Annotated in this window: 15 protein-coding genes; 7 read left to right on the top strand and 8 right to left on the bottom strand. The window is 73.4% G+C overall.

Translation table 11 applies throughout. From position 1 onward, the window contains the following. Positions 1-13 precede the first annotated feature (13 nt). A complete protein-coding gene (locus ACA361_RS38735; protein WP_375020119.1) occupies positions 14-466 on the top strand; it encodes an iron chaperone in 453 nt (150 codons plus the stop codon). A gap of 84 nt (positions 467-550) precedes the next feature. Here ACA361_RS38735 and ccrA read toward each other — a convergent pair whose 3' ends face one another. Continuing rightward, entirely contained in the window at positions 551-1882 is a 1332-nt protein-coding gene (gene ccrA / locus ACA361_RS38730) for a crotonyl-CoA carboxylase/reductase (RefSeq protein WP_375020118.1), read from the bottom strand. Beyond that, entirely contained in the window at positions 1860-8444 is a 6585-nt protein-coding gene (locus ACA361_RS38725; protein WP_375020117.1) for an SDR family NAD(P)-dependent oxidoreductase, read from the bottom strand. The genes ccrA and ACA361_RS38725 overlap by 23 nt, the downstream gene beginning before the upstream one ends. A 260-nt stretch (positions 8445-8704) precedes the next feature. On the opposite strand from ACA361_RS38725, the gene ACA361_RS38720 reads away from it, so the two are divergent. Both ACA361_RS38720 and ACA361_RS38715 read left to right on the top strand, forming a co-directional pair. Next, on the top strand, positions 8705-10648 hold the full coding sequence (locus ACA361_RS38720; RefSeq protein ID WP_375020116.1) for a DHA2 family efflux MFS transporter permease subunit: 1944 nt from the start codon (positions 8705-8707) through the stop codon (positions 10646-10648). Positions 10649-10658: 10 nt separating this feature from the next. Then, positions 10659-11906, top strand: coding sequence for a glycosyltransferase (locus ACA361_RS38715; protein ID WP_375020115.1), 1248 nt, complete (start codon positions 10659-10661; stop codon positions 11904-11906). A 7-nt stretch (positions 11907-11913) separates the two neighbouring features. Here the strand turns inward: ACA361_RS38715 and ACA361_RS38710 are convergent, their stop codons facing one another. Next, positions 11914-12912: a hypothetical protein gene (locus ACA361_RS38710; RefSeq protein ID WP_375020114.1), complete on the bottom strand. Its 999-nt coding sequence runs from the start codon at positions 12910-12912 to the stop codon at positions 11914-11916. A gap of 450 nt (positions 12913-13362) precedes the next feature. Here ACA361_RS38710 and ACA361_RS38705 point away from each other — a divergent pair, with 450 nt between their 5' ends. From ACA361_RS38705 to ACA361_RS38695, 3 genes are all read left to right on the top strand, one after another. Continuing rightward, a complete protein-coding gene (locus ACA361_RS38705) occupies positions 13363-14481 on the top strand; it encodes a sensor histidine kinase (protein ID WP_375020113.1) in 1119 nt (372 codons plus the stop codon). Beyond that, a complete protein-coding gene (locus ACA361_RS38700) occupies positions 14478-15131 on the top strand; it encodes a response regulator (RefSeq protein WP_375020112.1) in 654 nt (217 codons plus the stop codon). The genes ACA361_RS38705 and ACA361_RS38700 overlap by 4 nt, the downstream gene beginning before the upstream one ends. Before the next feature lie 205 nt (positions 15132-15336). After that, positions 15337-15972, top strand: a complete 636-nt coding sequence (locus tag ACA361_RS38695; protein WP_375020111.1) for a hypothetical protein — start codon at positions 15337-15339, stop codon at positions 15970-15972. Between the two features lie 60 nt (positions 15973-16032). Here the strand turns inward: ACA361_RS38695 and ACA361_RS38690 are convergent, their stop codons facing one another. The 4 genes from ACA361_RS38690 to ACA361_RS38675 all read right to left on the bottom strand — a co-directional run bounded on the left by ACA361_RS38690 (position 16033) and on the right by ACA361_RS38675 (position 22256). Then, positions 16033-17064, bottom strand: coding sequence for an alpha/beta hydrolase (locus ACA361_RS38690; RefSeq protein ID WP_375020110.1), 1032 nt, complete (start codon positions 17062-17064; stop codon positions 16033-16035). Next, a complete protein-coding gene (locus ACA361_RS38685) occupies positions 17065-20061 on the bottom strand; it encodes an MMPL family transporter (protein ID WP_375020109.1) in 2997 nt (998 codons plus the stop codon). A gap of 13 nt (positions 20062-20074) precedes the next feature. Further along, positions 20075-21850 (bottom strand): fatty acyl-AMP ligase, encoded by a 1776-nt coding sequence (locus ACA361_RS38680; RefSeq protein ID WP_375020108.1) that lies wholly within the window; start codon positions 21848-21850, stop codon positions 20075-20077. Positions 21851-22040: 190 nt separating this feature from the next. Beyond that, entirely contained in the window at positions 22041-22256 is a 216-nt protein-coding gene (locus ACA361_RS38675; RefSeq protein WP_375020107.1) for a hypothetical protein, read from the bottom strand. Between the two features lie 1188 nt (positions 22257-23444). Here ACA361_RS38675 and ACA361_RS38670 point away from each other — a divergent pair. Then, entirely contained in the window at positions 23445-24194 is a 750-nt protein-coding gene (locus tag ACA361_RS38670; protein ID WP_375020106.1) for an IclR family transcriptional regulator, read from the top strand. Positions 24195-24269: 75 nt separating this feature from the next. Here the strand turns inward: ACA361_RS38670 and ACA361_RS38665 are convergent, their stop codons facing one another. Beyond that, entirely contained in the window at positions 24270-24635 is a 366-nt protein-coding gene (locus tag ACA361_RS38665; RefSeq protein WP_375020105.1) for a YkvA family protein, read from the bottom strand. Positions 24636-24918: the final 283 nt, after the last annotated feature.

The following is a 24918-nucleotide window of genomic DNA, read 5'->3' as shown; positions in this document are numbered from 1 at the left end:
GGAGGAGTGGGACATGGCCGCTACCGGCAGCAGCACGTACGAGGGGTTCACGGCCGAGGAGCGGGCCGCGATGAAGGACCACGCGCAGGAGCGCAAGAAGTCGGCGCGGCGGGCCTCGCGGGCGGAGAAGGCGGCGGAGGCGGAGCGGGACGTCCTCGCGAAGATCGCGGAGATGGACGGCTCGGACCGCGCGATGGCCGAGCGGGTCCATGCCGTCATCACGGCGAACGCTCCGGCGCTGGCCCCGAGGCTCTGGTACGGGATGCCCGCCTACGCGCTCGACGGCAAGATCGTCTGCCACTTCCAGTGCGCGGCGAAGTTCAAGACGCGGTACGCGACGCTCGGGTTCAGCGACCTGGCGGCGCTGGACGAGGGCGCGATGTGGCCGGCCGCCTTCGCGCTGACCGAGGTGACGCCCGAGGTGGAGGAGCGCATCGCCGCGCTGGTGAAGCGCGCGGTCGCCTGAGTGCCGGCGCCGGCCTCCGCGGGGTACGCGCGGCGTGCCGCCCGTGGGCGGGGCGGCACGCCGCGGTGGGGGGTGGGAGGCCGGTCAGCGGCGGAACAGGTTGAGGCGCTCCTCGCCGATCCTGTCGCGGAGGGCCTGGTCGGTGACGCCCTGGCCCTCCTTCTCGGCGCCGCAGAGGACGGCGACCTTGCCGACGTGCTGGTTCGTCTGGACGGCGCGGGTCGCCTCGCCCGCCTCGTCCAGCGGGAAGACGGCCGACAGGGTCGGGTGGATCATGCCGAGGCCGAAGAGCCGGTTGACCTCGACGGCCTCGTGGTAGTTGAAGCCGTGCGAGCCGATGATGCTCTTCAGCCGCATCCACAGGAAACGGTTGTCGTACTCGTGCTTGTAGCCGGTGGACGAGCCGCACGTGATGATCGTCCCGCCGCGCTTGGCGACGTAGACGGACGCGCCGAACGTCTCGCGGCCGAGGTACTCGAAGACGATCTGCGGGTCCTCGCCGACCAGGCTCCGGATGGCCTCGCCGAGGATGCGGCCCGCCTTGCGGTTCCGCATGCCCTCCTCGCCGAGGTTGAGCTCGTTGCGGTTGATGATGTGCTCGCAGCCCTGCGCGCGGGCGAGGGCGGCCTTATCCTCGGACGAGACGACCGCGACCGGGATGCCGCCGCCGTTCTTGACCAGCTGGGTCGCGAACGCGCCGAGCCCGCCGGTGGCGCCCCAGATCAGCACGACGTCGCCCTGCTTCATGCGGGCCCCGTGCTTGCCGACCAGCATCCGGTACGCGGTGGCGGCGCACAGCGTGTTGGAGCCGGCTTCCTCCCAGGTGAGATGGGCGGGCTTGCGGATGAGCTGGTTGGCCTTGGCGATGCAGAACTCGCCGAGCGCGCCGAAATTCGTCTCGAAGCCCCACGCCAGCTGGGACTCGCTCATCATGCCGTCGTCGTAGGAGCCGTGGTCCTCCTCGTCGACGTACGACGGGGAGATGACGACGTGGTCCCCGGGCTTCCAGCTCTTGACGCCGGGGCCGGTGCGGACGACGACGCCGGCGGCGTCCGAGCCGAGGATGTGGTATGGCAGGTCGTGCCGGGCGCCGTGCCAGCCCTGCCGGCCGAACTTCTCCAGGAACGCGAACGTCGGCACCGGCTCGAAGATGGCCGACCAGACGGTGTTGAAGTTGATCGCGGCCGACATGACGGCGACGACGACCTCGTCCGGGGCGAGCTCGGGCATGGCGACCTCGCCCACGTGCAGCGAGCGCCGGACGTCCTTGTCGGTCTGGCCGTCGAAGATGCCGACCTCGTCCTTCAGCGTGTAGGCGGCGCGGAAGGTGGACGGCAGTTCGATGTCCACGAGTTCCTGCCCGCTCGCGCCCGAGCGGGCGGCGGCGAGCAGGTCACTGGACGCGGGCTGAGCCATGGATCTCCTCCGTTGGACGCTTGGTGTCGTGCGGGCGAGCCTCTGGCAGATCACGTGCGGCGAGCTGTGCCTCCAGGTGCACGGCCATCTCCTCGACCCCTGGCGGGTCGAGCAGGTTCAGGTGGTGCGCCCCGGGGATCGTGACGATCTCCAGGGCGGAGCAGAGCCCGCCGAAGCCGTTGGTGCCGTCGAGCACGTAGCGGGCGTCCTTCACCGACCAGGGCGTCTCCTCGGGTGCGTGGTACAGGATGACCCGGCCGTCGTACGGGCCGGGCTCGTACGCCTCCAGGGAGCGGGTGTCCTGGTGGGACGTGAGCTGGTGCGTGAGGGCGGCCGGCGGGATGTGGTCGACGAGCGGGGCGGCCCGTTCCATGACCAGCGCGAACTGCGCCTCCTCGCCGAGCCCGGCGAGCTCCTCGTAGGTGAGCGAGACGTCGAGGCCGTAGGTCTCGTTGATGTAGTCGGCGAACGCGGAGAAGCGGCGGGCGAGGGTGTCGGACTCGTCCTCGACCGGGAGCGGGAGCCCGGCGTCGAAGAGCGCGACGAACTCGACCTCGCGGCCCGCGGCGGTGAGCTGCCGCGCCGTCTCGTACGCCAGCACGCCGCCGAACGACCAGCCGCCGAGGCGGAACGCGCCCTCGGGCTGGGCCTCCAGGAGGTGCCGGACGTAGCGGGCGGCGCGCTCCTCGACCGGCGGGGCGTCCTCGAAGCGTTCGAGGCCGTACACGGGCTGGTCGGCGGACAGCAGGTCGGTCAGCTGGCGGTAGCAGGCGGTGGTGCCGCCGGCGGGGTGGGCCATGAAGAGGGGGCGGCGGGTCCCGGCCTGGCGGAGGGGGCGGACCGTCTGGCGGGCGGCCTCCTCGTCGGCGGCGCGGATGAACTCGGCGACCTGCTCGGCGGTCGGTGTCCCGAACAGCTCGCCGCGCGTCACCTCGCCGCCGCCGATCTCCGTGGCGACCCGCGCGACGACCAGGTCGGCCTGGTGCTCCTGGCCGCCGAGGTCGGCGAAGAAGTCGGCCGTCACGCCGACGCGGTCGAGGCCGAGGACGTCCTCGAAGATCCGGACGGCGAGGCGTTCGGCGGCGTCGCGCGGCATGACGTACCCGGACTCGGCGCCGGACTCGGCCGAGGCGGGCGGCGCCGCGGGGGGCGCCGCCGCGGCGGCGAGGCCGAGCTCGGTGGACGCCCACTCCTCGAACACGTTCACGCTGGCGCCCTGGAGCAGCACGGACGCGGGCACGGTCAGGCCGAGGTCGTGCTCGACCCCGCTCTTGATCCGTACCGCGACCAGGGAGTCCAGCCCGAGGTCGGTGAGCGGGACGGCCGGGTCGAGCCGCTCGGGGTCGAAGCCCAGCACGGACGCGATCCGGAACCGCACCTGGTCGGCGATCAGGCGGCGCGCGGTGACCGGGTCGAGGTCCTTGAGGGCCTCGACGCCGGGCCAGTCGGACGCGCCGGCGGTCGCCGCGCCGGCGGCCTCGGTGAGCGCCGCGAAGTACGGGATGTTCCGGATCTCGGGGAACAGCCCGACGGCCGCGGCCGGGTCGAAGCGCAGCACGCCGGTCGCCGGCCGGCCGACGGCCAGCAGCGCCTCCAGCGCCTCGGCACCCTCGGCCGGGCTGATCGGGTCGATCACCGCGAGATCGAGGTCGGCGGCCCCGCCGACCCGCGACCAGGCGCCCCAGTTGATCGTCGTGCCGGGACGGCCGTGCGCGCGGCGGTGCGCGATCAGCGCGTCGATCGCGGCGTTGGCGGCGGCGTACGCGGCCTGGCCGGGCGAGCCGAGCAGCGCGGCGGCCGACGAGTGCGTGACGAACCAGTCGAGATCGGCGTCCCAGGCGGCCTCGCTCAGCCGCCGGGCGCCCTCGACCTTGGCCCGCCACACCCGGCCCAGGTCGTCCGGGCCGAGGTCGGCGATCAGCCGGTCGTCGATCGCGCCGGCGCCGTGCAGCACGCCGCGCAGCGTCCGGCCGCCCTCGCGGGCGACCTCGATGAGCCGTTCCGCGATGCCCGGGGCGGCGATGTCGCCGAGCACGACGCCGATGTCGGCGCCCATCTCGCGGAGTTCCGCGATCACCTTCTCGGCGTCGGCGTCCGGGCCCGACCGGCCCGACAGCACGATCCGGCCGGCGCCGCGCTCGGCCAGCAGCCGGGCGGTGACGAGGCCGATGCCGCCGTAGCCGCCGGTGATCACGTACGCGCCGCCGCGCCGCACCGCGCGGCGGGACGCTCCCCCGGCGCGCCGTCCCTTCGCAGCGGTCTTGCCGGGCGGCGCGCCGGGAGGCAGATGGGGCGGATGCGGCAGGCGGGCCCGCGCGAGGCGGGCCGCGTACCGGGTGCCGGCGCGCCAGGCGACCTCGCGGGCGGCGCCGTCGCCCAGCACCTCGGCCGCCAGGTCCGCGGGACGGTCGGCGTCGACGAGGGTGGCGCGCTGCGCGGTCCGCTCGAAGGCCAGCACGCGGGTCAGCGCCCGCACGAAGCCCTGGCCCGGCTCGCCCGCCTCGCCGTCCCGGACGGGCAGCGCGGCGCGGGTCGCGATCCACAGCCGGGGTCCGTCGGGCAGCGAGCGGCTGATCCCCGCGACCGTCAGGACGAGCGCCTCGTCCACCAGGCCGGGCGGCGGGACGAGGACGACCGCGTCCGGCGCGCCGTCGCCCACCGGCGGGTGCGCGTCCGGCGGGCGCTCGCTGAGCCGGTGCCGGATCACCCGGTGGCCGCGCGCCTCCAGCTCCTCGCCGGCCGCGGCGGCGAACGGGTCGTCGTCCTCGGCGAGCAGCAGGAACGTGCCCTCGGCGCCGGCCGGTTCGGGTGTCTCCGTCTCATCCCAGACGACCTCGACGAGCTTGTCGGCGAGCGGCACGGGCACGTCGGAACGCTCGACGCGCCGCAGCACGATCCCGGTCGCCTCGGCCAGGACCTCGCCGGCGTCGTCCAGCAGCAGGACCGACCCGACGGTCTCGTCGCCGTCCCGGGCGACCTGGGCCAGGACGTGCCCGCCGCGGTGCGTCGGGCCGTACACCCGGAGGCCGCCGATCGTCTCGGCCAGCCAGGTTCCGCCGTCTCCGGCGGCGTCGGCGGCCTCGGCGGACAGGACGTCCAGGCAGCGGCCGAAGACCTCGGGGTGCAGCCGGTAGTGGCGGCTGCCGCGTTCCGCGCCCGCCACCTCGGTCGGCGCCCCGGCCGGCGCCGGCGGCGGCTCGCGGTGATCGTCGCCGACGTCCGCGCCGGCGAGCCGCACCCAGGTCCCCGCCGGGGTCCGCGCGTGGATCTCGGCGCGCTGATCGTCCTCGTCGTACGTGGTCGTCACGATCGTGTGCTCGGCGAGCGCGAGCGGCCGCTCCATCCACAGGCTGTTGACACGCACCGCGTCCGTGCCGAGGACCTCGGCGCCGGCGGCCAGCGCCATCTCCGCGAACGCGGCGACCGGCAGCGCCCGCAGCCCGTGGACGCGGGCCTCGGCGGGCCAGTCCCGCATCGCCGTGCCGAGGTCGGCGCGCCACGCGTGCCGGTCCTCGCCGGGCAGCTCGACGTGCGCGCCCAGCAGCGGGTGCTCGTCCCGGCCGCCGGCCGTCCGCTTGGAGTGGTCCACCCAGTACGACTCGTGCCGCCACGGCGCCGGCGGGACGTCGATCACGCCGCCGTCCACGGGCGCCGTCACCGTGTAGCCGTGCGCCGCCAGCACGCCGAGCTGGGCGTGGAACGTCAGCGCGTCGTCGGTCTCCTGGCCCTTGCGCGCCTTCTTGAGCGTGTGGGTGACGAGCGCGCCGGTTCCGTCGAGCGTCTCGCCGACCCCGTGCGCGAGGATCGGGTGCGCGTTGACCTCGACGAACGTCCGGAAGCCGTCCTCGGCCGCCGCCGCGACCGCGTCCGTCAGCCGGACGGGGTTGCGCAGGTTGGCGGCCCAGTACGCGGCGTCCAGCGGCGCCGGTGCGCCGTCCGGCTCGGCGAGCAGGGCGCGCGGGTCGTCCAGGGCCGTCGTGTAGAGGCGGATGCCGTCGGCCAGCGGGGTGCCGGGCTCGGCGCCGATCTCGGCCAGTTCCGCGCGCAGGTCGGGGAGCAGCGGGTCGACCTGCGGCGAGTGGCCGGCGCCCTCCGCCTGCACCATGCGGGCCAGCCGGCCCTCGGCCCCGGCGCGTTCCACCACGGTCGCGATCTGCGTGGCGTCGCCGGTCACGACCGTCTGCTTCGGCGAGGAGTGCACCGCCGCGTACACCTCGGGCAGGTCGTGCGCGAGCCGCGCCACCTCGCCGGCGGACGCGCCCAGCACGGCCATCGAACCGCCGCCGACCAGCCGCTCCAGCAGCCGCGAGCGGCGGCAGATGACCTTGACGCCGTCCGCGGCGGTCAGCCGCCCGGCGACGACGGCCGCCGCGACCTCGCCCATCGAGTGGCCGATCACCGCGCCGGGCGTGATGCCGTACGACCTCCACGTGCGGGCGAGCGCGATCTGCACCGCGAACAGCACCGGCATCGTCTCGCCGGGACCGGCCGGCTTGCGGCCCTGTTCGAGCAGGTCCCAGAGCTCCGGGCCGCCCTCCTCCTGGAACAGCGCGTCCAGGTCGTCGATCGCCTCCGCGAACGCCGGCTCCTCCTCCAGCAGCCGCTGCGCCATGCCGGGGCGCTGCGCCCCGTACCCGGAGAACACCCAGGCGGGACGGCCCGGGACGCCGAGCGCCGTACCGGTCACGACGCCCGGATGCGGGCGGCCCTCGGCCAGCGCGGTCAGGCCGTCGACCAGCCCGACCCGGTCGCGCGCCGCCACGGCCGCGCGGGACCGGCCGCGCGCGCCGCGCCGGTGCAGGGTGAGCGCCAGGTCGGCGAGCCGGACGCCGTCGTTCTCGGCGACCCAGCGGGCCAGCACGCCGGCGTGCTCGCGGACCCGGTCCTCGCTGGTGTCCGACAGCGCGTACGTGCGCACCGAGACGGGCTCGTCCGCGACCTTCTGCGGCGGCGCCTCCTCCAGGACGACGTGCGCGTTCGTCCCGCCGAAGCCGAAGCCCGAGACACCGGCGCGCGCCGGGTGGCCGCGGTCGGGCCACGGGGTCTCCTCCGCGACCACCGCCAGCCGCAGCTCCTCGAACGGGATGTGCGGGTTCGGCTCCTTGAAGTGCGCGCTCGGCGGGATCGTCCGGTGGTGCAGCGCCAGGACGGCCTTGATGAGCCCGGCGATGCCGGCCGCCGACTCCATGTGCCCGAGGTTGGACTTGGCCGAGCCGAGCAGCAGCTCGCGACCGGGCTCGCGGCCCGCCCCGAGGACCTCGCCGACCGCCTTCGCCTCGATCGGGTCGCCGAGGAACGTCCCGGTCCCGTGCGCCTCGACGTAATCGACCTCGTGCGGGTCGATCCCGGCCGCCGAATACACTTCGCGCAGGAGCGATTTCTGAGCGTCAGAATTCGGCGCGACGAGCCCATTGGAGCGGCCGTCGGAATTGACGCCCGATCCCCTCACCACGGCCAGTACGCGGTCGCCGTCGCGCAGCGCGTCCGAAAGGCGCTTCAGCACCACGGCGCCGCATCCCTCGGCCCGCACCATTCCGTCGGCGGACGCGTCGAACGGCTTGCAGTGGCCGTCCGGGGACGTCCCGCCGGCCTGGTCGAACGTCATCGTGATCGTCGGCGACAGCAGCACGTTCACGCCGCCGGCCAGCGCCACGTCCGCCTCGCCCGCGCGCAGCGCCCGTACCGCCAGGTGCGTCGAGACCAGCGACGACGAGCACGCGGTGTCCACGATCATGCTGGGGCCGCGCAGGTCCAGCAGGTACGACAGCCGGTTGGCGATGATGCTGAGCGCCGCGCCGGTCGCGGTGAACGCCTCCAGCGAGGCCAGGTCGGCGGCGGTGAACGCCGCGTACTCGGGCGCCGAGACGCCCACGAAGACGCCCGTACGGCTGCCGCGCAGCCCGGCCGGCGCGAGCCCCGCGTGCTCGAACGCCTCCCAGGCCACCTCCAGGACGAGCCGCTGCTGCGGATCCATCACCGCCGCCTCGCGCGGCGTGATCCCGAAGAACCGCGCGTCGAACCGCGACACGTCCTCCAGGAACCCGCCGAGCCGCGTCGTCCGCGCCAGCAGGTCGCCGACCTCGGGCGATCCGTCGTCGAACGGGTCCCAGCGGCCTTCCGGCACCTCGCGGATCGCGTCGCCGGAGCCGGTCAGGAAGCGCCAGTAGTCGCCCGGCCCGTTGAGGTCCCGTTCCCCGCCCGGGAAGCGGCAGCCGATCCCGATCACCGCGACGGGCTCGTCGGACTCCGTCCGCCGGACGGGCTCCGGCGCGGGCGCCGCCGTCGCCCCGGACGCCAGCGCCACGGACAGCCTGTTGATCGTCGGGTGCTCCCAGACCAGCGTCGCCGGCAGGGCGCGGCCGAGCATCTGCTCCAGCTCCCCCGCGATCGCCACCGCGTCGCGGGAGCCGAGCCCGAACTCCTCCAGGGGGCGGTCGGGGTCGATCTCTTCGGACGTGATCCGGGAGCGGCGCGCGATCTGGTCGATCAGGTGCCGACGAATCGAATCCTCGCTGATCCGCGTCTGGGCCTGCGCGGCTCCGGAACGATCGTTGCTGTGCATGCGGGTGGATCCCAATCGTTCGAAGCGGAGGGACCACTTTGTCCCACGGTGCCCGGGACCCGATGCGCATCCAGACCACTTTTCTCATCCTGGGCTTGTCACGGCGATGACAAGACTCGTAAGTAACCAATGTGGCGTGATGGCATAGTTGGGCGTGCCCCGCGAAAGACATGGGGCGGTAACCGCTCGCAAGCGAATAGTGACAATACCCACAAGGGGGAAGCGGCGATTTTCCGGCCGGGAACGCGCCGCGCGTACAGGTGACCCGGGGCCGATACCGATGGGCGCTGGCGGTGGTCGCCGTCAGCGCGTTCATGATCACCATGGACAACACGGTGGTCACCAACGCGCTGCCCACCATCATCCGCGAGCTCGGCCTGTCCAACGCCGCCAAGGACTGGGTGGCCACCGCGTACATCCTGATGTACTCGTGCCTGATGATCGCGGGCGGCCGGCTCACCGACATCTACGGCTGCCGGGTCACGTTCACGACCGGCATGGTCCTGTTCACCGCCGCCTCCGCCGTCTGCGGGCTCGCCCCCGACGACAGCGTGCTGATCCTCGGCCGGGTCGTGCAGGGCGCCGGCGCCGCGCTCGCGATGCCCGCGACGCTGGTCATGGTCACCGTCGGCCGTACCGACAAGCAGCGCTCGCTCGGCACGATCGTCTGGGTCGGCGCCGCCGGCGGCGCCACCGCCCTCGGCCCCACCATCGGCGGCATCATCGTCACCCACTGGCACTGGGGCTGGATCTTCCTGATCAACGTCCCGGTCGGGATCCTGGTGATCTGCCTGGGCACGGTCGTGCTGACGTCCAAGGGCGAGAACCGCGACGCCCGCGTCGACTTCCCGGGCGTCCTCATCTCCGCGACGATGGTGTTCGCGCTGGCGTACGGGCTGGAGTCCGGCCGCCAGCTCGGCTGGGCCGACCCCGCCGTACTCGCTGTTTTCGCGCTCTCCGCCATCGCGCTGGTCTGCTTCATCGTGGTCGAGAGCTGGGCGCCCGACCCGATGATGAACCTGCGGTTCTTCCGCAACCGCGTCTTCGTCGGCGGCCTGCTGTCCCAGATGATGTGGGGCATCGGCTTCAACGGCATGATCTTCTACTCGGCCACGTTCCTGCAGCGCTACCTCGGCTTCTCGCCCACCGAGTCCGGCCTGGTCATGCTCCCCTCGGCGATCGCCGTCATGGTGATGACGCCGGTCTCGTTCTGGCTCGCCGCCCGCCTCGGCCCGCGCATCGCCATCGGCGGCGGCATGGCCGCGATGGCGTTCGGCATGGTGCTGTTCTCGCTGCTGCGGCAGGACGACGGGTTCGCCGAGCTGATGCCCGGCGTCCTCATCGTCGGCGTCGGCTCCGCCATGTGCATGCCTCTCGCGATGTACGTACTCAAGGCCGTCCCCGAGCAGCAGGCGGGCCTGGCCAGCGGCATCCTGAACGTCATCCGCGAGGTCTCCGGCGCGTTCGGCATCGCCATCGTCGGCCTGCTCATCCACGAGATCCCGCCCGAGGGCGCCGACGCCGCCGCCCTGGAGTCGTTCCGCCACGGCACCGCGTCCGGCCTGGTCCTCGGCGCCTCCCTCGTCCTGCTCGGCGGCGTGATCAGCGCGCTGACGCTGCCCAGCCGGCGCGGCTGGCTCGGCCCGAAGCACGGCCGCCACTCGATCGTCACCCCGCGCCCGGCCCCCGCCCCGCCGAAACCCCGCGAACCCGTTCCGGTGGGCGCCCCCGTCGCGGACCTCACCGCCGCGGACGCCGCGCCGCCGCGCCCGTCCGGCTCGGGTCTCGCGGGGAACGGGGCGCCCGCCGCGGGAGGCTGGTTCGACAAGGGACCGCCGCGGCAAAGTGACCTGCCGCCTGCACCGGGCGTAGGTGCGGGGCTGTATCCGCTCGGCGGTCCGCACCCGGACGTCCGACCGCAGAGCACAGCCAGGAAGCCGCGGGAGACCGCCCGCGACGGGGGCCTACCGGCGTTCCCACCGGCGGAACGGGCCGGGAACGGCCACACGCCCCGCGACGGCCTCGCGGTGGTCGCCGACGGGCCCGTGCACACCGCGCCCGCGCGGTATCCGGCCCGCCCGGCGGAGGGGGACGGCGGCGCCCGGGAGGAGTGGCCTCCGCCGCCGCCAACCGGGTGGTACCGGCCGTACGTACCGGACGAGGACGATGGCGAGGCGCGGCCGCCGCGCCGGGACGCCTGGTGAGGAGGGCGCCGTGAGCCGGACCGTGGTCATCGTGGCGGCGGGATCGCGGGGCGACATCCAGCCCTGCGTGGCGCTCGGCCAGGCCCTGGTGGCGCGCGGCGACCATGTACGGCTGGTGGCGAGCGCCCGGTACGCCGGGATGGTCGAGAAGGCCGGGCCGATGGAGCTGGCGCCGCTCACCGCCGACCCGACCGAGATCCTCGACTCCGAGGCCGGGCAGGAGCTGCTGGCCGGCGGCCGCAACCCGGTGCGGTTCCTCGGCGGCTTCCGGCGCATCCTCGGCCCCATGGCCGAACGGCTGCTGGACGAGTGCCTGGGCGCCGCCAAGGGCGCCGGCCTCGTGCTCGGGCCCACGCTGGGGATGCTGTCGCAGCACCTCGGGGAGCACCTCCGGGTCCCGTGGGGGCTGATCCACTTCCAGCCGAGCGAGCCGACCGGGGCGTTCCCGCATCCGTTCCTGCCGCAGACGCGCCGCCTCGGCCCCTGGGGGAACAGGCTCGGCTACCACGCGATCGAGCAGGTCGCATGGCAGCTCGGACGGCCGTTCATCAACCCGTGGCGCCGCGACGTGCTGGGCCTGCCGGGCCTGCCACTGCACGGATCCATGCGGCGGGCGCGGGCCGAGGGCCGTCCCGTACTCGCCTGTTTCAGCCCTTCCGTGGTGCCGCGGCCGCGCGACTGGGCGCGGTACGTCCACATGACGGGCTACTGGTTCCTGGACGAGCCGCGCTGGGAGCCGCCGCCGGAACTCGCCGCGTTCCTCGGCTCCGGCGCCCCTCCCGTGTACGTGGGTTTCGGCAGCATGCGCCCCAAGGATCCGGACGCGACGGACGCCCTCGTCCGCGCCGCCCTGCGCAAGGCAGGGGTGCGCGGCATCGTGCAGGGGGATCCCGGAACATCCGACGATGATGTGCTCGCCGTACGGGACGTCCCGCACTCGTGGCTCTTCCCGCGCATGGCCGCCGTCGTCCACCACGGCGGCGCGGGGACGACGTCCGCCGGGCTGCGCGCGGGCGTTCCCACGGTGGTCTGCCCGTTCTTCGGCGACCAGCCGTACTGGGCCGAACGCGTCGCCGCCCTGGGCGCGGGCCCGCCACCGCTGCCGTTCGCCCGGCTGACCGCGGACCGGCTGGCCTCCTCCATACAGAAGGCGGTGGGAACCCCTCGCATGGCCGAACGCGCCCGGCACCTCGGCGACCGCATCGCGTCAGAGGACGGCGTCGCCCGCGCCTGCGAAGTCCTCGACGGCCTCCGCTGACACCGGGCTAACCCTTGCCGGCCTCGGCGCTCAGTTCCGCGCGGGCCTGGAGGAGCCTGCCCAGCGCCATCTCGGATTCGACACCGGCGTTGCGGCGGCAGGTCCAGGCTTCCAGCGGAAGCCCGCCCATCGACCGCTGCTGCCATTGGTAGGCGCGCCGTCCGCCGGGAGTGAGGATCAGTTCGGCCTCCCTGCGAAAGCTCTCGAAGTCATCGAGATCCGGATGGTCGGCGTGGTCGCACGCCGGAGCCTCCTCGCAACGCCGTGCGGCGGCCTCGTGGGCGGCGATGATCTCGTCGAGGACCTCGACGGAGTCGACCCGCTCGGAGATGGCGTACCAGACCAGCGCGCAGTTGGCGAACACCAGGCCCGGCAGCTCCGGCGTGTCCCGGCGCGCGGCCTCCAGCAGCTCGCGGGCGGTGTCGACGAGGGTCTCGTACGGGTCGCTGTAGGGATGGTCGTAGACCACGTCGGCGAGGTACTCCAGCCCCGACCCGACGCCCGCGGGGATCCGGACGGGGACGTCGTCGAAGCTGCCCGGGGACACGGCCTCGGCCGCTGTCCGCGCGAACCCGGCGACATTGCGCGGGCACCTCCACCGGCCCGGATCGTCCAGGGCCGGCCCGGCGCCCGCGACCGCCAGCGCCATGTCCTCCGGCCGGACGTCCCAGTCGAGGTCCTCGTCGTCGAAGTCCGTCAGGTACGGGTGGTCGGCGTGGTCGCAGGGCGCGCCGTCCAGCCGCTCGGCCACCGCGCTCAGAGCCGCCACGACGGGCGCCGCATCGGGCAGCGGGTCGCCGTGCAGCCGGTCCGCCAGCGTGAGGACGCCCAGCACCCACGCCGGCGCGTACGGTCCCTCCGGATCAGCGTCCAGGTGGGCGACCGCTCCCCGCATCAGCTCGGTATACCGCTGCGAGAGCACACCCGACGTGTTGGCCCACTCGTCGGCGAGGGCCCGCCAGGCGTCAGCCGAATCCGGAACGTTCGACACATCGATTTCGGTCATGCCGCATCCGACGAACCCCCCACCACCCCGGTTCCACCCGCAGCCCGCGAGGCCCCCCCCCCCGTCGCCCCGCCGTGTTGACTCGTGGCGTGTCTCTCTCCCGGAGCACCGCGAAGGACGGACACGCCACGAGTCAACATCCGGGCAACCCGGCGAGGGCATGTGGTCCGCGTGGAGGTCCCGTGCGGCCGGCGCGGCGCCACCGTACCGGGTGTCCCGCGCCGCCGAGGGTCCGTACGGGCGTCACGTGCGGCAGCGCCGTGGACGGCTTCGGCGGGTGCTCCTGGCCTCCGCCCCCTGAGAATTTTCGGTCACCGCCCTTCTGTGCGGCGGCCGGAAGATCCCTCGTGCGGGCGAGGCGATCATGACCGCTTCGGTCGGGATACTGGGGAGATGTCGGGTCGGTTCCGTTTTTCGGGTCTTCGGCCGCGGGCGGGGGCCGGACGTCTCGTGGACGTACTGGTGGCCGCGGCGGTCGCCGTTCCGGTGTTCGTGCCGTTCGGTACGGCGCCGGAGGTGACGCCGTTCGGTGTGCTGTTCAACCTCGGTACGGTCGTGCCGCTGCTGTGGCGGCGGCAGGCGCCGTTCGCGGTCGCGCTGGTGGTGGCGTGCTTCGCGATGGGGGTGTCGCTGCATCACCGGCCCGGCCAGGTGTTGCAGTACGGCGCGCTGGTCGCGATCTACACGCTGGCCGACCTGGGGCGGCACCGCTGGCAGCGCTGGGGCTTCATCGCGGCGCTGATGGCGACGATCCCGCCGGGCGCGCTGCTCATCAAGGGCAATGACGCGGGCGAGTTCATGTTCACGCTGCTGTTGCCGATGACGGCGTTCCTGCTCGGCACGCTGGCGCGTACGGCGCGGGAACGGTCGGAGGCGCTGGTGGAACGGTCCGCGCAGCTCGAACGCGAGCGGGAGGCCGAGGCGGCGCGGGCGGCGGCGGAGGAACGCGCTCGCATCGCCCGCGACATGCACGACGTGCTCGCGCACGCCGTCAGCATCATGGTCGTGCAGGCCGAGGCGGGTCCGGTGGTGGTCCGTACCGATCCCGACCAGGCCGAACGCGTCTTCGAGGCGATCACTGACGCGGGCCGGGACGCGATGGCGCAGCTGCGCCGGATGCTGGGCGTGCTGAAGGAGGAGCAGGACGTCGGGGTGCGCGCGCCCGCGCCGACCGTCAGCGCGCTGCCCGGCCTGGTCGAGCACGTCGACCGCACCCATGTCCGCGTGCGGCTCATGGTCGAGGGCGCCGGCCGTGACCTGCCTGCCAACGCCGACCTGGCGGCGTACCGGATCGTGCAGGAGGCGCTCACCAATACGGTGAAGCACGCCGGCGCGCGGACGGCCGAGGTCCGGCTCCGCTGGACCGACCACGAACTGGAGATCACGGTGACCGACGACGGGCAGGGCCACGACGGGAGCGAGCCGGGCTGGCGGCGGGGCGGCGACGGCCTGATCGGCATTCGGGAACGCGCCGCGTCCTGCGGCGGTACGGCGCAGGCCGGTCCGTTGGAGGGCGGCGGTTTCCGGGTGCTGGCGCGCCTGCCCTACGCCGCGGCGGTGACCGCGTGATCCGGGTGGTGCTGGCCGACGACCAGGAGCTCGTCCGCAGCGGTTTCGCGATGATCCTGGACGCGCAGCCCGACATCGAGGTGGCGGGCGAGGCGGGCGACGGCACCGCCGCGATCGCCGTTGTACGCCAGCACGACCCCGACGTCGTGCTGCTCGACATCCGCATGCCTGGCCTGGACGGCATCGAGGCCGCCAAGACCATCTGCGCCGAGACGCGGGCCCGCGCGATCATGCTGACGACGTTCGACCAGGACGACTACGTCTACGACGCGCTGTACGCGGGCGCGAGCGGGTTCCTGCTCAAGGACGTGCGCCGCGACGACCTCGTGCACGCGGTCCGGGTGGTGGCGGCGGGGGAGTCGCTGCTCGCGCCGGCCGTGACCCGCCGCCTCATCTCCGACATCACGCGCAACCGCCCTCGGACCGGCACGACCGCCTCCGACCGCCTGGCCGTGCTGACCGAACGCGAGCGCGAGACGCTGAGCCTGCTGGGCCGCGGGCTGTCGAACGCCGAGATCGCCGCGGCCATGGTCGTCAGCGAGCACACCGTGAAGACGCACGTGAGCAACGTGCTGGCCAAGCTCGGCATCCGCGACCGCGTCCACGCCGTGATCGCCGCGTACGAGACCCGGCTGATCGAGCCCTCCTGAGAGGCCGCCCTCGCCTGGCCTCTCGCGGGGCGAGGACGGCCTCAACGCCTGACGGGCGGCTCCGTCGCGCGGGGGAGCCGCACTCGCGTCATCCCCCGCGCCACCGATGGCCGAAGACCGCTCGCGGCGGCGATCCGCCGCACCGGCCGTTCCCCCGAAGATCGAGAACGTCGAACAGCAGGTCTCGAACTCCGGGAGAACCCCCATGACCAGGATCGCGTACCACCTCGCCCCTGCCCTCATGCTCACCTACGGCGCCGTCCGGCTGATCGACGGCCGCGACGGCCAGCACGGGCCAGGCCCCGCCTGGACGATCGGGCACCTCTTCTTCCTCGGCTCCCTGCTGCTGTACGGCGCGGTCATCGCGGGCGTGCACGCCCGGATCCGGGCCATCGCCGGCGGCGGCAGAGCGCAGCGGATCACAGCGGGCGTCATGGCGGCGGTCGCCGCCTTCGGGCTGGTGACGTTCGTCCGCGTCGCGATCATCGACATCGTGGTCGGCCTGCAAGCCGCGGACCCGGCGGAGAAGAGCATGCTCGGCGACCGGTACGCCGACGTACCCGCCGTACTCCCCCAGGCGGTCTACGAGATCGGCCCGGCGCTGTTCATGGTGGGCCTGCTCGCGCTGCTCGTCCAGTACGCGGCCGTCGCCCCGGGCCGAAAGGCGGTGGCCGCTCTCAGCCCCGTCCTGCTCCTGGTCGCCTTCGCCGCCATCACGGCGAATCTGGACCTGCTCCCGGTCGGCGCCGGGCTGATCTGGGGCGCGCTGGTGCTCTCCGCCCGCGAGCGGGGCGCGTCCTCGCCCGTGCGCTCCGAGACCAGGGCTCGCGTCGCGGCCTAGCCCGTGACCGACGCCGCGGCCCGGAGCCGGTCCGGGCTCCGGGCCGCGGTGGCCTGCCCGTCAGCCGACGCGCTTCGCGCCGAGCGTCTTCATCATGGACGGCCACGCGGTGTGCATCTCGCGCTTCCAGTACCGCCAGGCGTGCCGGCCGTCGCCGTAGATGTGCGCGGTCACCGGAACGCCCTGCGCCCTCGCCTCCCTCGCGAACGCCTGGACGGTCGGGCCGATGGCGCGCTCGCTCAGCAGCCCGATGTCCCACGGGGCGAGGTTCTGGGAGTCCAGCGGGCCCGGCTCGCCCGTCGTACCGGACGAGACGTAGAAGCGGGTGCCCTTCATCCGGGGCAGCAGCTGGAGCGGGTCGTGGGCGTCCCAGTTGGCCTTGTCGATCCAGGGCAGGCCCCAGATCGCGTACGGGTCGTTGCCGTTGCCGCTGTTGATGAACATCAGCAGCGACGGGATGCCGGGGTGCCGCATCGACAGCACGCCGCTGAAGCACGCCGCGTACCGGAACATGCCCGGCGCCCGGCCCGGGTACGAGCACGCCCCCTGAGCGCCGGACGAGACGCCCATCGTGGCGCGCGACCCGCCCGCGTTGTAGTTCCGCTCGACGAGCTGGCGCACCTCCTGGAGGTGGAAGTCCTCCCAGCGGGGGGTGCCGCCCTTGCCGCCGTTCCACCAGTTGGTGTACGAGCCGTTGGCGCCCTCGGGCATCACGACCATGACGCCCCACTTGCTCGCCAGCTGCTCGATGTCGGTGCTGCGGGTCCAGGAGACCCATTCGTCGTCGCCGCCGTGGAAGGCGTACACGACCGGCCAGCTCTGCTGCGAGCCGTACTTCCAGCCCTTGGGAACCAGCACGCGCACGTTCTGCGACGAGCCGAGGGCCGGCGACTTCACCGTGAAGTCGAAGGCGGTCTTGCCCTTGTTGAGCCAGCGGTAGGCGGTGATGGCGGCTCCGCCGTCCGCCTTCTTGAATCCGGCGCTCGCGGCCGCCGGGAGCGCGGTCACGGCGGGGGCCGACGCGCCCAGGGCGGCGGCGGCGATCACCGCCCCGATCCGCCGGACGGCACGCCACCGGGTTCCGGTCGTCATTCAGCTTCCTCCACTGTCCCGCCAGCGCCAGCCTGAGCCGTCTGGGTCGGGAACGATCTCGCGTCTGCTACGGGTGCTGTGTCTGGGTTTCGGCTGCGGCGGCCCGTTCGCCCAGGGAGCCCAGGGGGCCTCGGGCGACGTGGCGGGGGGCGGGCCGTGCGGTTCCCCCGAAGTCTGCGGACGCCCGTCCCCCGGCGCGCCCGCCGCCGGATTCCCGTACCGCGGCCGCCCCGGCGCAGCCCCGCCGACTCCCGTCCCAGGCGGAACGGTCACGGGAACCTGCGGCGCGGGCCGCGCCCCCTCAGGCCGCGGGTGCGGCGCCGCCTCGGTCCGCGAGGACCACGGCGACTCCGGTGCCGCATCGGCGAGCGCCGGATGCGGCGGTGCGGGCGGCGGCGGTTCCGGGCGAGCCGGACTCGGCTGCTCCCGACCGGCGGGTGGCGGCGTTGCGAGACGGGCTGGATGCGGCGGGGCGGGCGGCGTCGGCTCGACGCGTTCCGGACTCGGCGGCTCCGGACGGGCGGGTGGTGGTGATTCCAGGTGGGCGGGTGGTGGGTCGTGGCGGGTTGAGCGGCGGCGGGGCAGGGCTGGGGTCGTGGCCGCCGCCATCGCGGGTTGCGGGGGCTGGGGAGAGGCCGTGGGGGTCTCTTCCCAGCGGAGGGCGTACGGGAGGGGCCGGTCCGCATTCTTCGACGCGCCCGCCTCGGGGAGGATGTCGCGTTCGCGGAGGTCCATGCGGGCGTGCAGGCCCGCGAGGGGGCGCGGCAGCCACCAGTTCGCCGAGCCCATGAACCGCATCGTGGCCGGGACGAGCAGCGACCGGACGAGGAGGGCGTCCACGACGACGGCGACGAACATGCCGACGCCGATCAGCTTCACGACCGTGATGCCCGCGAGGCTGAACGCGGCGATGACGACGAGGAAGAGCAGGGCCGCGCTGGTGATGATGCTGCCGGTGCGCTGCATGCCGACCGCGACGGCCGTCCGGTTGTCGTGGGTACGGTCCCATTCCTCCCGGATCCGGCTGAGCAGGAAGACCTCGTAGTCCATCGACAGCCCGAACACCACGGCCAGGATGAGGATCATGCTGGTGGCCTCGACGCCGCCGGTCGGGGTGAAGTCCAGCAGGCCGGCCAGATGGCCGTACTGGAACCCCCACACGATCGCCCCGAACGAGGCGCCGATGGACAGCACGTTCATCACGATCGCCTTGAGCGGCAGCACGATCGAGCCGAAGAACATGAACAGCAGGACGAACGTCGCGATCCCGACCGCCACCGCCATCATCGGCAGCGTGCGCAGCAGGCTGGACATGAGGTCCATCTGGCTCGCCGTGCTGCCGCCGACGTCGATGTGCATCGGGTAGTCGCCCTTGGTGAGGTCCAGGGCGCGCAGGCGTTTCACGAGGTCCTGGGCCTGCTTGGCCATCGGGTCGTACTTGTGCGTGACCGAGATGCGCACGCCGCCGTACGTGCCGGAGTAGCCGGTGAACTGCGCGTCCGTCACGCCCGGCATGCCCGCCAGGCGCTTGCGGAACGCCTCCAGGTACGGCGGGATCTGCTCGCCCCTGCCCGGCATCCAGTTCCGCGGGATGAGGTCGCCGGAGACGACGACGTCGATCGGCTCGGTGGAGCCGCTGGGGAACTCGCGCTTGACCGTCTCGACCACGGCCCGGGTCTGGCTCTCCTTGGGCAGCACGCGCGCGTCCACGCTGCTGAACTGCACGTTCAGGAACGGCTGGAACAGCACCCCGAGGATCACCACGACCACCGCGAAGTACGGGACGGGGTGCTTCATCACGCTGTGCCCGAGCCGGTACCAGAAGCCGCTGTCGGGGTCGCGCTCCGCGCGCTTGGAGCCGGGCCGCCGCCACGGCATCCGGCCGCCCTCGACCTTGGGGCCGAGCAGCGCCAGCATGGTCGGCAGGAGGACGGTCGCGCCGAACACCGCGACCATCACGGTCGCGATGCCGGCCAGCCCGATGGTCCGCAGGAACATCTGCGGAAACAGCAGCAGCCCGCCGAGCGCGGCCGACACGGTGATGCCGGAGACGATGATCGTCCGTCCGGCGGTGCCCATCGTGCGGGCCAGCGCGGCCTGCCGGACGGGGTCGAGGGCGCGCTTGTACGCCTTCTTGTCGGCGCGGCGCCGCTTGCGGTCGCCGATGCGTTTCCACGGTTTCCCGGGCGGCAGGCCGGCGGCCTCCATGCCGCGCGCCAGCTCCTCCCGGAACCGGCTCACGATGAACAGCGAGTAGTCGATCGCCAGGCCGACGCCCATCATCGTGACGACTTCCAGCGCGAACGACGTCACCGAGGTCAGGTAGGTGACGCCGTGCAGCACCGCCAGGCCGCCGACGATCGAGAACAGCGCGACGATCATCGGCTGGAGCGAGGCGACCAGCGCCCCGAACAGGACGATCAGCAGGATCAGCAGCGGCCCCGCGGTGATCATCTCGGCGCGGATGATGTCGGCCACCACCTGCTCGCCGAACTCCACCCCGAGCGGGATGTTGCCGCCCAGCTCGGCGTGCAGGCCGGGCGCCCGCAGCCGTTCCTTGACGGCCTCGTAGTTGGCGAGCTTGGTGACGTCGTCCGTGCCCTCAAGCTTGATCGACACGAACGTCTTGCGCCGGTCCTTGCTCGCGAACGGCGCCGCGTCCTTCGGCGCGAACGACCAGTACGAGATCAGCTCGGCGACCTGCTGTTTCGGCAGCCGCGACACCGTCGTGACGACGCTCGCCATGTAGCGCGGGTCGTCCACCGTCATGGTGTCGCTGCTGTACAGCACCAGCAGGTCGGGGTTGGTGCTGCCGAAATAGCTGGCGCCCAGCTTGGCCACCAGCGTCGACGATGCCTTGGGGTCCTCGAAGCCGCCCTGCTTGAACTTGCTGAAGACGCCGATGCCCCAGGCACCGGCGCCGGCCGTCAGCAGCAGGATCAGGACAAGGCTGACCCAGCGTCCACGGTGGATCAGACGCCCGAGCCCCGCCAGCATGGTTCTCCTGTTTTCAGTCGCGTCCGGCGATCCGCCGCGCGGTGCTCGGCAGCTCGCCGTCCAGGTACCGCGTCCTGGTCGCCGCACGAGCGATCTTGCCACTGGAGGTGCGGGAAACGGCACCCGGCTCCACCATCACGAAGTCGTGCACGCTCATCTCGTGCTCGACCGTGATCGCGGCCCGTACCGCGGCCTCGACCTCCTCCAGGTCCAGCCGGGCCAGCGGCACCCGCCGGTTGCGCTCGGCGACGACCACCAGCCGCTCGGTGCCCTCGCCCTGCACGGCGAACGCGGCGACATGGTCGGGCCGCACGGCCTGGTGCGCCTCCTGCGCGGTCAGCTCGATGTCCTGCGGGTAGTGGTTGCGGCCGTCGACGATGATCAGGTCCTTGATGCGGCCCGTGACGTACAGCTCGCCCTCGTGGACGACACCGTAGTCGCCGGTCCTCATCCACGGCCCGGCGGGCAGCGGGCCGGGTTCGGCCAGCTCGCCGCCGAACGTGTCCTGGCTGCGCTCGCTGTTCCGCCAGTATCCGGGGGCCGTGTTGGGGCCGTGCACCCAGATCTCGCCGACGCGGCCGTCCGGGAGCTCCGTGCGGGCCTCCGGGTCAACGATCGCGACCAGCTGCCCGATCGGGCGGCCGCAGGAGACCAGCGGGTTGCCGCCCTCCGCCGGGGTGAACGTCCCCTCGCGCAGCGCGTCCCGGTCCACTTCCACGATCCTCGGCGGGGCGTCCTCGGCCGCCGCCGTCACGAACACCGTCGCCTCGGCCAGCCCGTACCCCGGCGCCTGCGCGCCCGGCCGCAGCCCCGCGTCGGCGAACGCGTCCGCGAACGCCGACAGCGTCCCCGGACGGATCGGCTCCGCGCCGTTCAGGCAGGTCACCAGGCCGCTGAGGTCCAGCTCGGCGAGCTTCTCCGGGGTGGCCATGGACGCGACGTACTCGTACGAGAAGTTCGGCCCCGCCGTGTAGACGTTCTTGTTCGGCCGCGCCGCGATGAGCTCCATCCAGCGCATCGGGTTCATGATGAACGACACCGGATCGGTGTAGATCGCGTGGTCGCCGCGGACCAGTGGCAGCGCCATCGTCGCGATCAGGCCCATGTCGTGGAACAGCGGCAGCCAGCTCACCAGCTCCGGGTCCGGCCGCTCCGGCGCCCAGCCCGACCACAGCTGCGCCGCGTTCGCCGTCACGTTCCCGTGCGTGATCTCCACGCCGGCGGGCCGCCGGGTCGAGCCGGAGGTGTACTGGAGGTACGCGAGGTCGTCGAAGCCGATCGGCTCGTACGCCCAGTCGCCGTCCTCGACCTCGTCCGCGAACACGATCTCCCGCGGGCGCGGCACGTCATGGTCGGCGAGGAACTTCTCCACGTGCGGCAGCGCGTTCCGCGAGGTCGCGATCAGCGCGGGCTCGGAGTCGGTGTACGCGCCGATCAGCCGGTCGGCGTGCCCCGGCAGGTCCGGCGAGAACAGCGGAACCGCCACGATCCGGGCGTACATCGCGCCCAGCATCGTCATCATGTACTCGAGCGTCTGCGGCAGCAGCAGCGCCACCCGCTCGCCCGGCTCGGCGGACGCGCGCAGCCGCGCCGCCGTCGCCCGCGCGCGCCGGTCCGTCTCCGCCCAGGTCAGCGTGATCTCGGCGCCTGCGGGGTCCAGCGAGTAGTCGACGAACGTGAACGCGGGGGCGTCCGGCTTCTCGGCGGCCCAGCGGGCGATCCGCTCGATCAGCGGGACACGCCCCGTTCCGCCGGGCTGAAGTTCGGGGAGCAACGAGCCCAGTGCCATGGTCCAACTCCTGGGTGGTGGGCGTGCCATGCCCGGGCGCCCGTGGTTCCGCCCCCGGCATGAACGATCGTGCAGCGAGAAGCTACCGGATGGTAGAAGGGGAAGGTATTGGTCCCCGTGAACATTCGGCCGCGACCGCTTTGTCACGGAGATGACAAGAAGGATCCCGCCGCCCTGTGCGCGCCGGCCTTCACTCCTCGCCGTCCTCGCGCGCGGCCCTCTCCAGCGCCAGCCGCCTGCGCGCCAGCCCGGCGCACGCGGCCAGCCACAGCAGCACCGCCTCGCTGACCAGCACGATCCCGGCGACCGTGGCCCAGTCCGTCCCGCGCTCCCCCTGCTCGACCGGCGACACCAGCGCCACCTCCTCGCCGGGCGCCGGCGCGGTCGAGGGCGCGGGCCACACCATCGGCGGCAGCGAAGGCAGTGGCCCGAGCGACGGCACGCCTCCGTTCGGGGAAGGCGGCACCCCGGCCGGACTCTCCGGCTCCGGCGACGACCCCGGCGGCACGGACGGCGTCGTCCCAGGCCCCTTGGGAGACGGCGAGGACCCCGACGGCACAGGCGGTGCCGCGCCCGGCCCCTTGGGAGAGGCCGAGGGATTCGACGGTGCCGGTGGCATCCCGGCGGTGTCCTCCGGCCGGGTCGGCGGGCCCGATGGCACGGGCGGCGTCGCGCCGGGGCCCTCGGAAGAGGAAGGGGGACCGGGCGGGGCCGGCGGGTGGGTGGCGGGTGGCGTGCCGGCGAGGTCGGACGGGTCGGGCGCGGTGGAGGGCTCGGGGAAGGGTGACGGGCCTGATGGGCGCGGGGTGGACGGGCGCGGCGGGGCGGCGGGGGCGTTCGGCTCGCCTGTGCCCGCGCCTCCGGTGGTGGGCGGGGGCGACGCGGCCGGGCGCGGGGATGACGTGGACGATTTCGGTGTCGACGGTCGTGGGTGGGGGCGTGGTGAGGACGTGGCCGGTGAAGTGCCTGGGCCGAGTTTGGTGGTGGCCAGCGTCCTGGGGGCGTTCTTCGCCTTGAGGGTGGCGGTGAGGCGTGCGGGGGTGCCGGGGCTCGTCACGTAGACGGCCATTTCGAGGGTGCGTGGCGTACGGAGGTCGCCCAGCGGGCAGCGCAGGCGGCTCGTTCCGGACGGGACGCAGCCCACCGGCGGCGCGGCCCACGAGAGCGGGTCCGGCGCGTGGAGGAGCACGGTGGCGTCGCGGGCCACACCTCCGTGCGAGCGGACGCGCAGGGTGTACGAGTGGAGCGGGCCCAGCCGTTCGGTGTGGCTGAACGAGGCCGCCAGGCGTACCGTCCCGGCCGACGCGGGCAGGGCGGGCAGGGCGGGAGGGCCGGCGAGGGCGGCGAGCATGAACGCGGCGGTGACCGCGCCGAGGCGCCGGAGCGTTCGAGCGCGCGTCCGCCTCGTGGTGGTTCGACCCCCCGCTGGCACCCGTTCCCCCTGACGGTCGGCGGCTGCCCTGGGGGACGGCACCGTACATCTTGGGCGTAGGCAGTTATTACCAGCGGACACGGAGCGTAACGTCCGAGCCGCCTTTCGTACAGCGAAAGCGGGACTCCGTAGAATCGGGGGATCGCGACGAGAGGAGGGCCGGTGGCGGAGGCCGTGCGGTCCCTGGAGAGGGCCTTCGAGCTGCTCGAACACCTGGCGGACGCCGGGGGCGAGATGGCCCTGTCGGAGCTGACGGAGGTCTCCGGGCTGCCGATGCCGACGATCTACCGGCTGATGCGGACGCTGGTGAACCGCGGCTACGTCCGGCAGGAGCCGTCCAAGCGGTACGCGCTGGGACCGCGGCTGATCAAGCTGGGCGAGGGGGCGGGCCGGCTGCTCGGCTCGTGGGCGCGGCCGGCGCTGACCCGGCTGGTGGACGAGGTCGGCGAGACGGCCAACATGGCGATCCTGGAGGGCGACGAGGCGGTCTACGTCGCGCAGGTGCCGTCCCGGCACTCGATGCGGATGTTCACGGAGGTCGGCCGGCGGGTCCGGCCGCACTGCACGGGCGTGGGCAAGGCGCTGCTGTCGCAGCTCCCGGAACGGCGCGTCCGCGAGATCCTCGGCCGTACCGGCATGGAGCCGCAGACGCCCAACACCTTCACCGATCCGGACGCGCTGGTCGCCGAGCTGGCCCGGATCCGCGAGCGCGGGTACGCCGTGGACGACGAGGAGCAGGAGATCGGGGTCCGCTGCGTCGCCGTGCCGCTGCCCGGGGCTCCGGCCCTCACGGCCCTTTCGGTCTCGGGCCCGTCCGCGCGGATGAAGCCCGAAACGGTCGACGATGTCGTGCCCGTCATGCGGGACGTCGCGAAGCGCTTCGCCGCGGACCTGCGCCCCGGCCCGGCCTGATCCGCGGCCGCGCACGGTAAGCACACACGGAAAAGGCCGGCCGCCCGGAGGCGGCCGGCCCGGAACGGCGGCGGATCAGGTGACGACGTCGCCGATGACGACCTTCGGGCGGCCGGTGCGCTCCCAGGTCACGTAGTCGCCCGCGGAACGGACCAGCACGGCGGCCAGCCAGAGCGCCACGCCGGTGTCGTCGGCCAGGCCGACGAAGGGCACCAGGATCTCGGGTACGACGTCGAGCGGCGAGACGATGTAGACGAGGCCCAGCGCGAGGAGGCCGAGCGTCTTGTACGACATCCCCTTGTAGTCGCCGCGCAGGGTGGCCTTGAGCATCCGCGGCACGGCCCGGACGCGGTCCGCCAGGCCGGGCGCGTCCGGCGCGAGCGTCTCGCTGTAGATGTTCCAGGCCCGCCCGGCAGCGGCCGCGCTCCGCTTGCTGTTCACGGGCACTCCTTCCGACAGAGGTGGGGGCGCGCCCCCGCTGCGCCCACGTCTGGTTAAGACGCCACGGGGGGCCGGGTTGTTCCTGCCAGAAGCGACCTAAATAAGGTGATTTGGCAAGATCGGGGGGAAGATCACCGTGAGAAATCCACGGTACGCCCGCCCGCGTTACCAGGGGTGAGGTGTCCGTCACTCTCCCGGGTGAGACATGGGGATTCCGCCGCATTTTTCGGTGGCCGCTGAAAGCATGGTGGTCGGGAGGGCGCCGTCTCCCCACCCAGCACGA

The organism is Actinomadura sp. 21ATH, assembly GCF_041951345.1.
In the GTDB taxonomy this organism is placed as follows: Bacteria; Actinomycetota; Actinomycetes; order Streptosporangiales; family Streptosporangiaceae; genus Spirillospora.
Note: the sequence above shows the minus strand (reverse complement) of the source record. Positions and strands in the feature narration are given on the sequence as shown.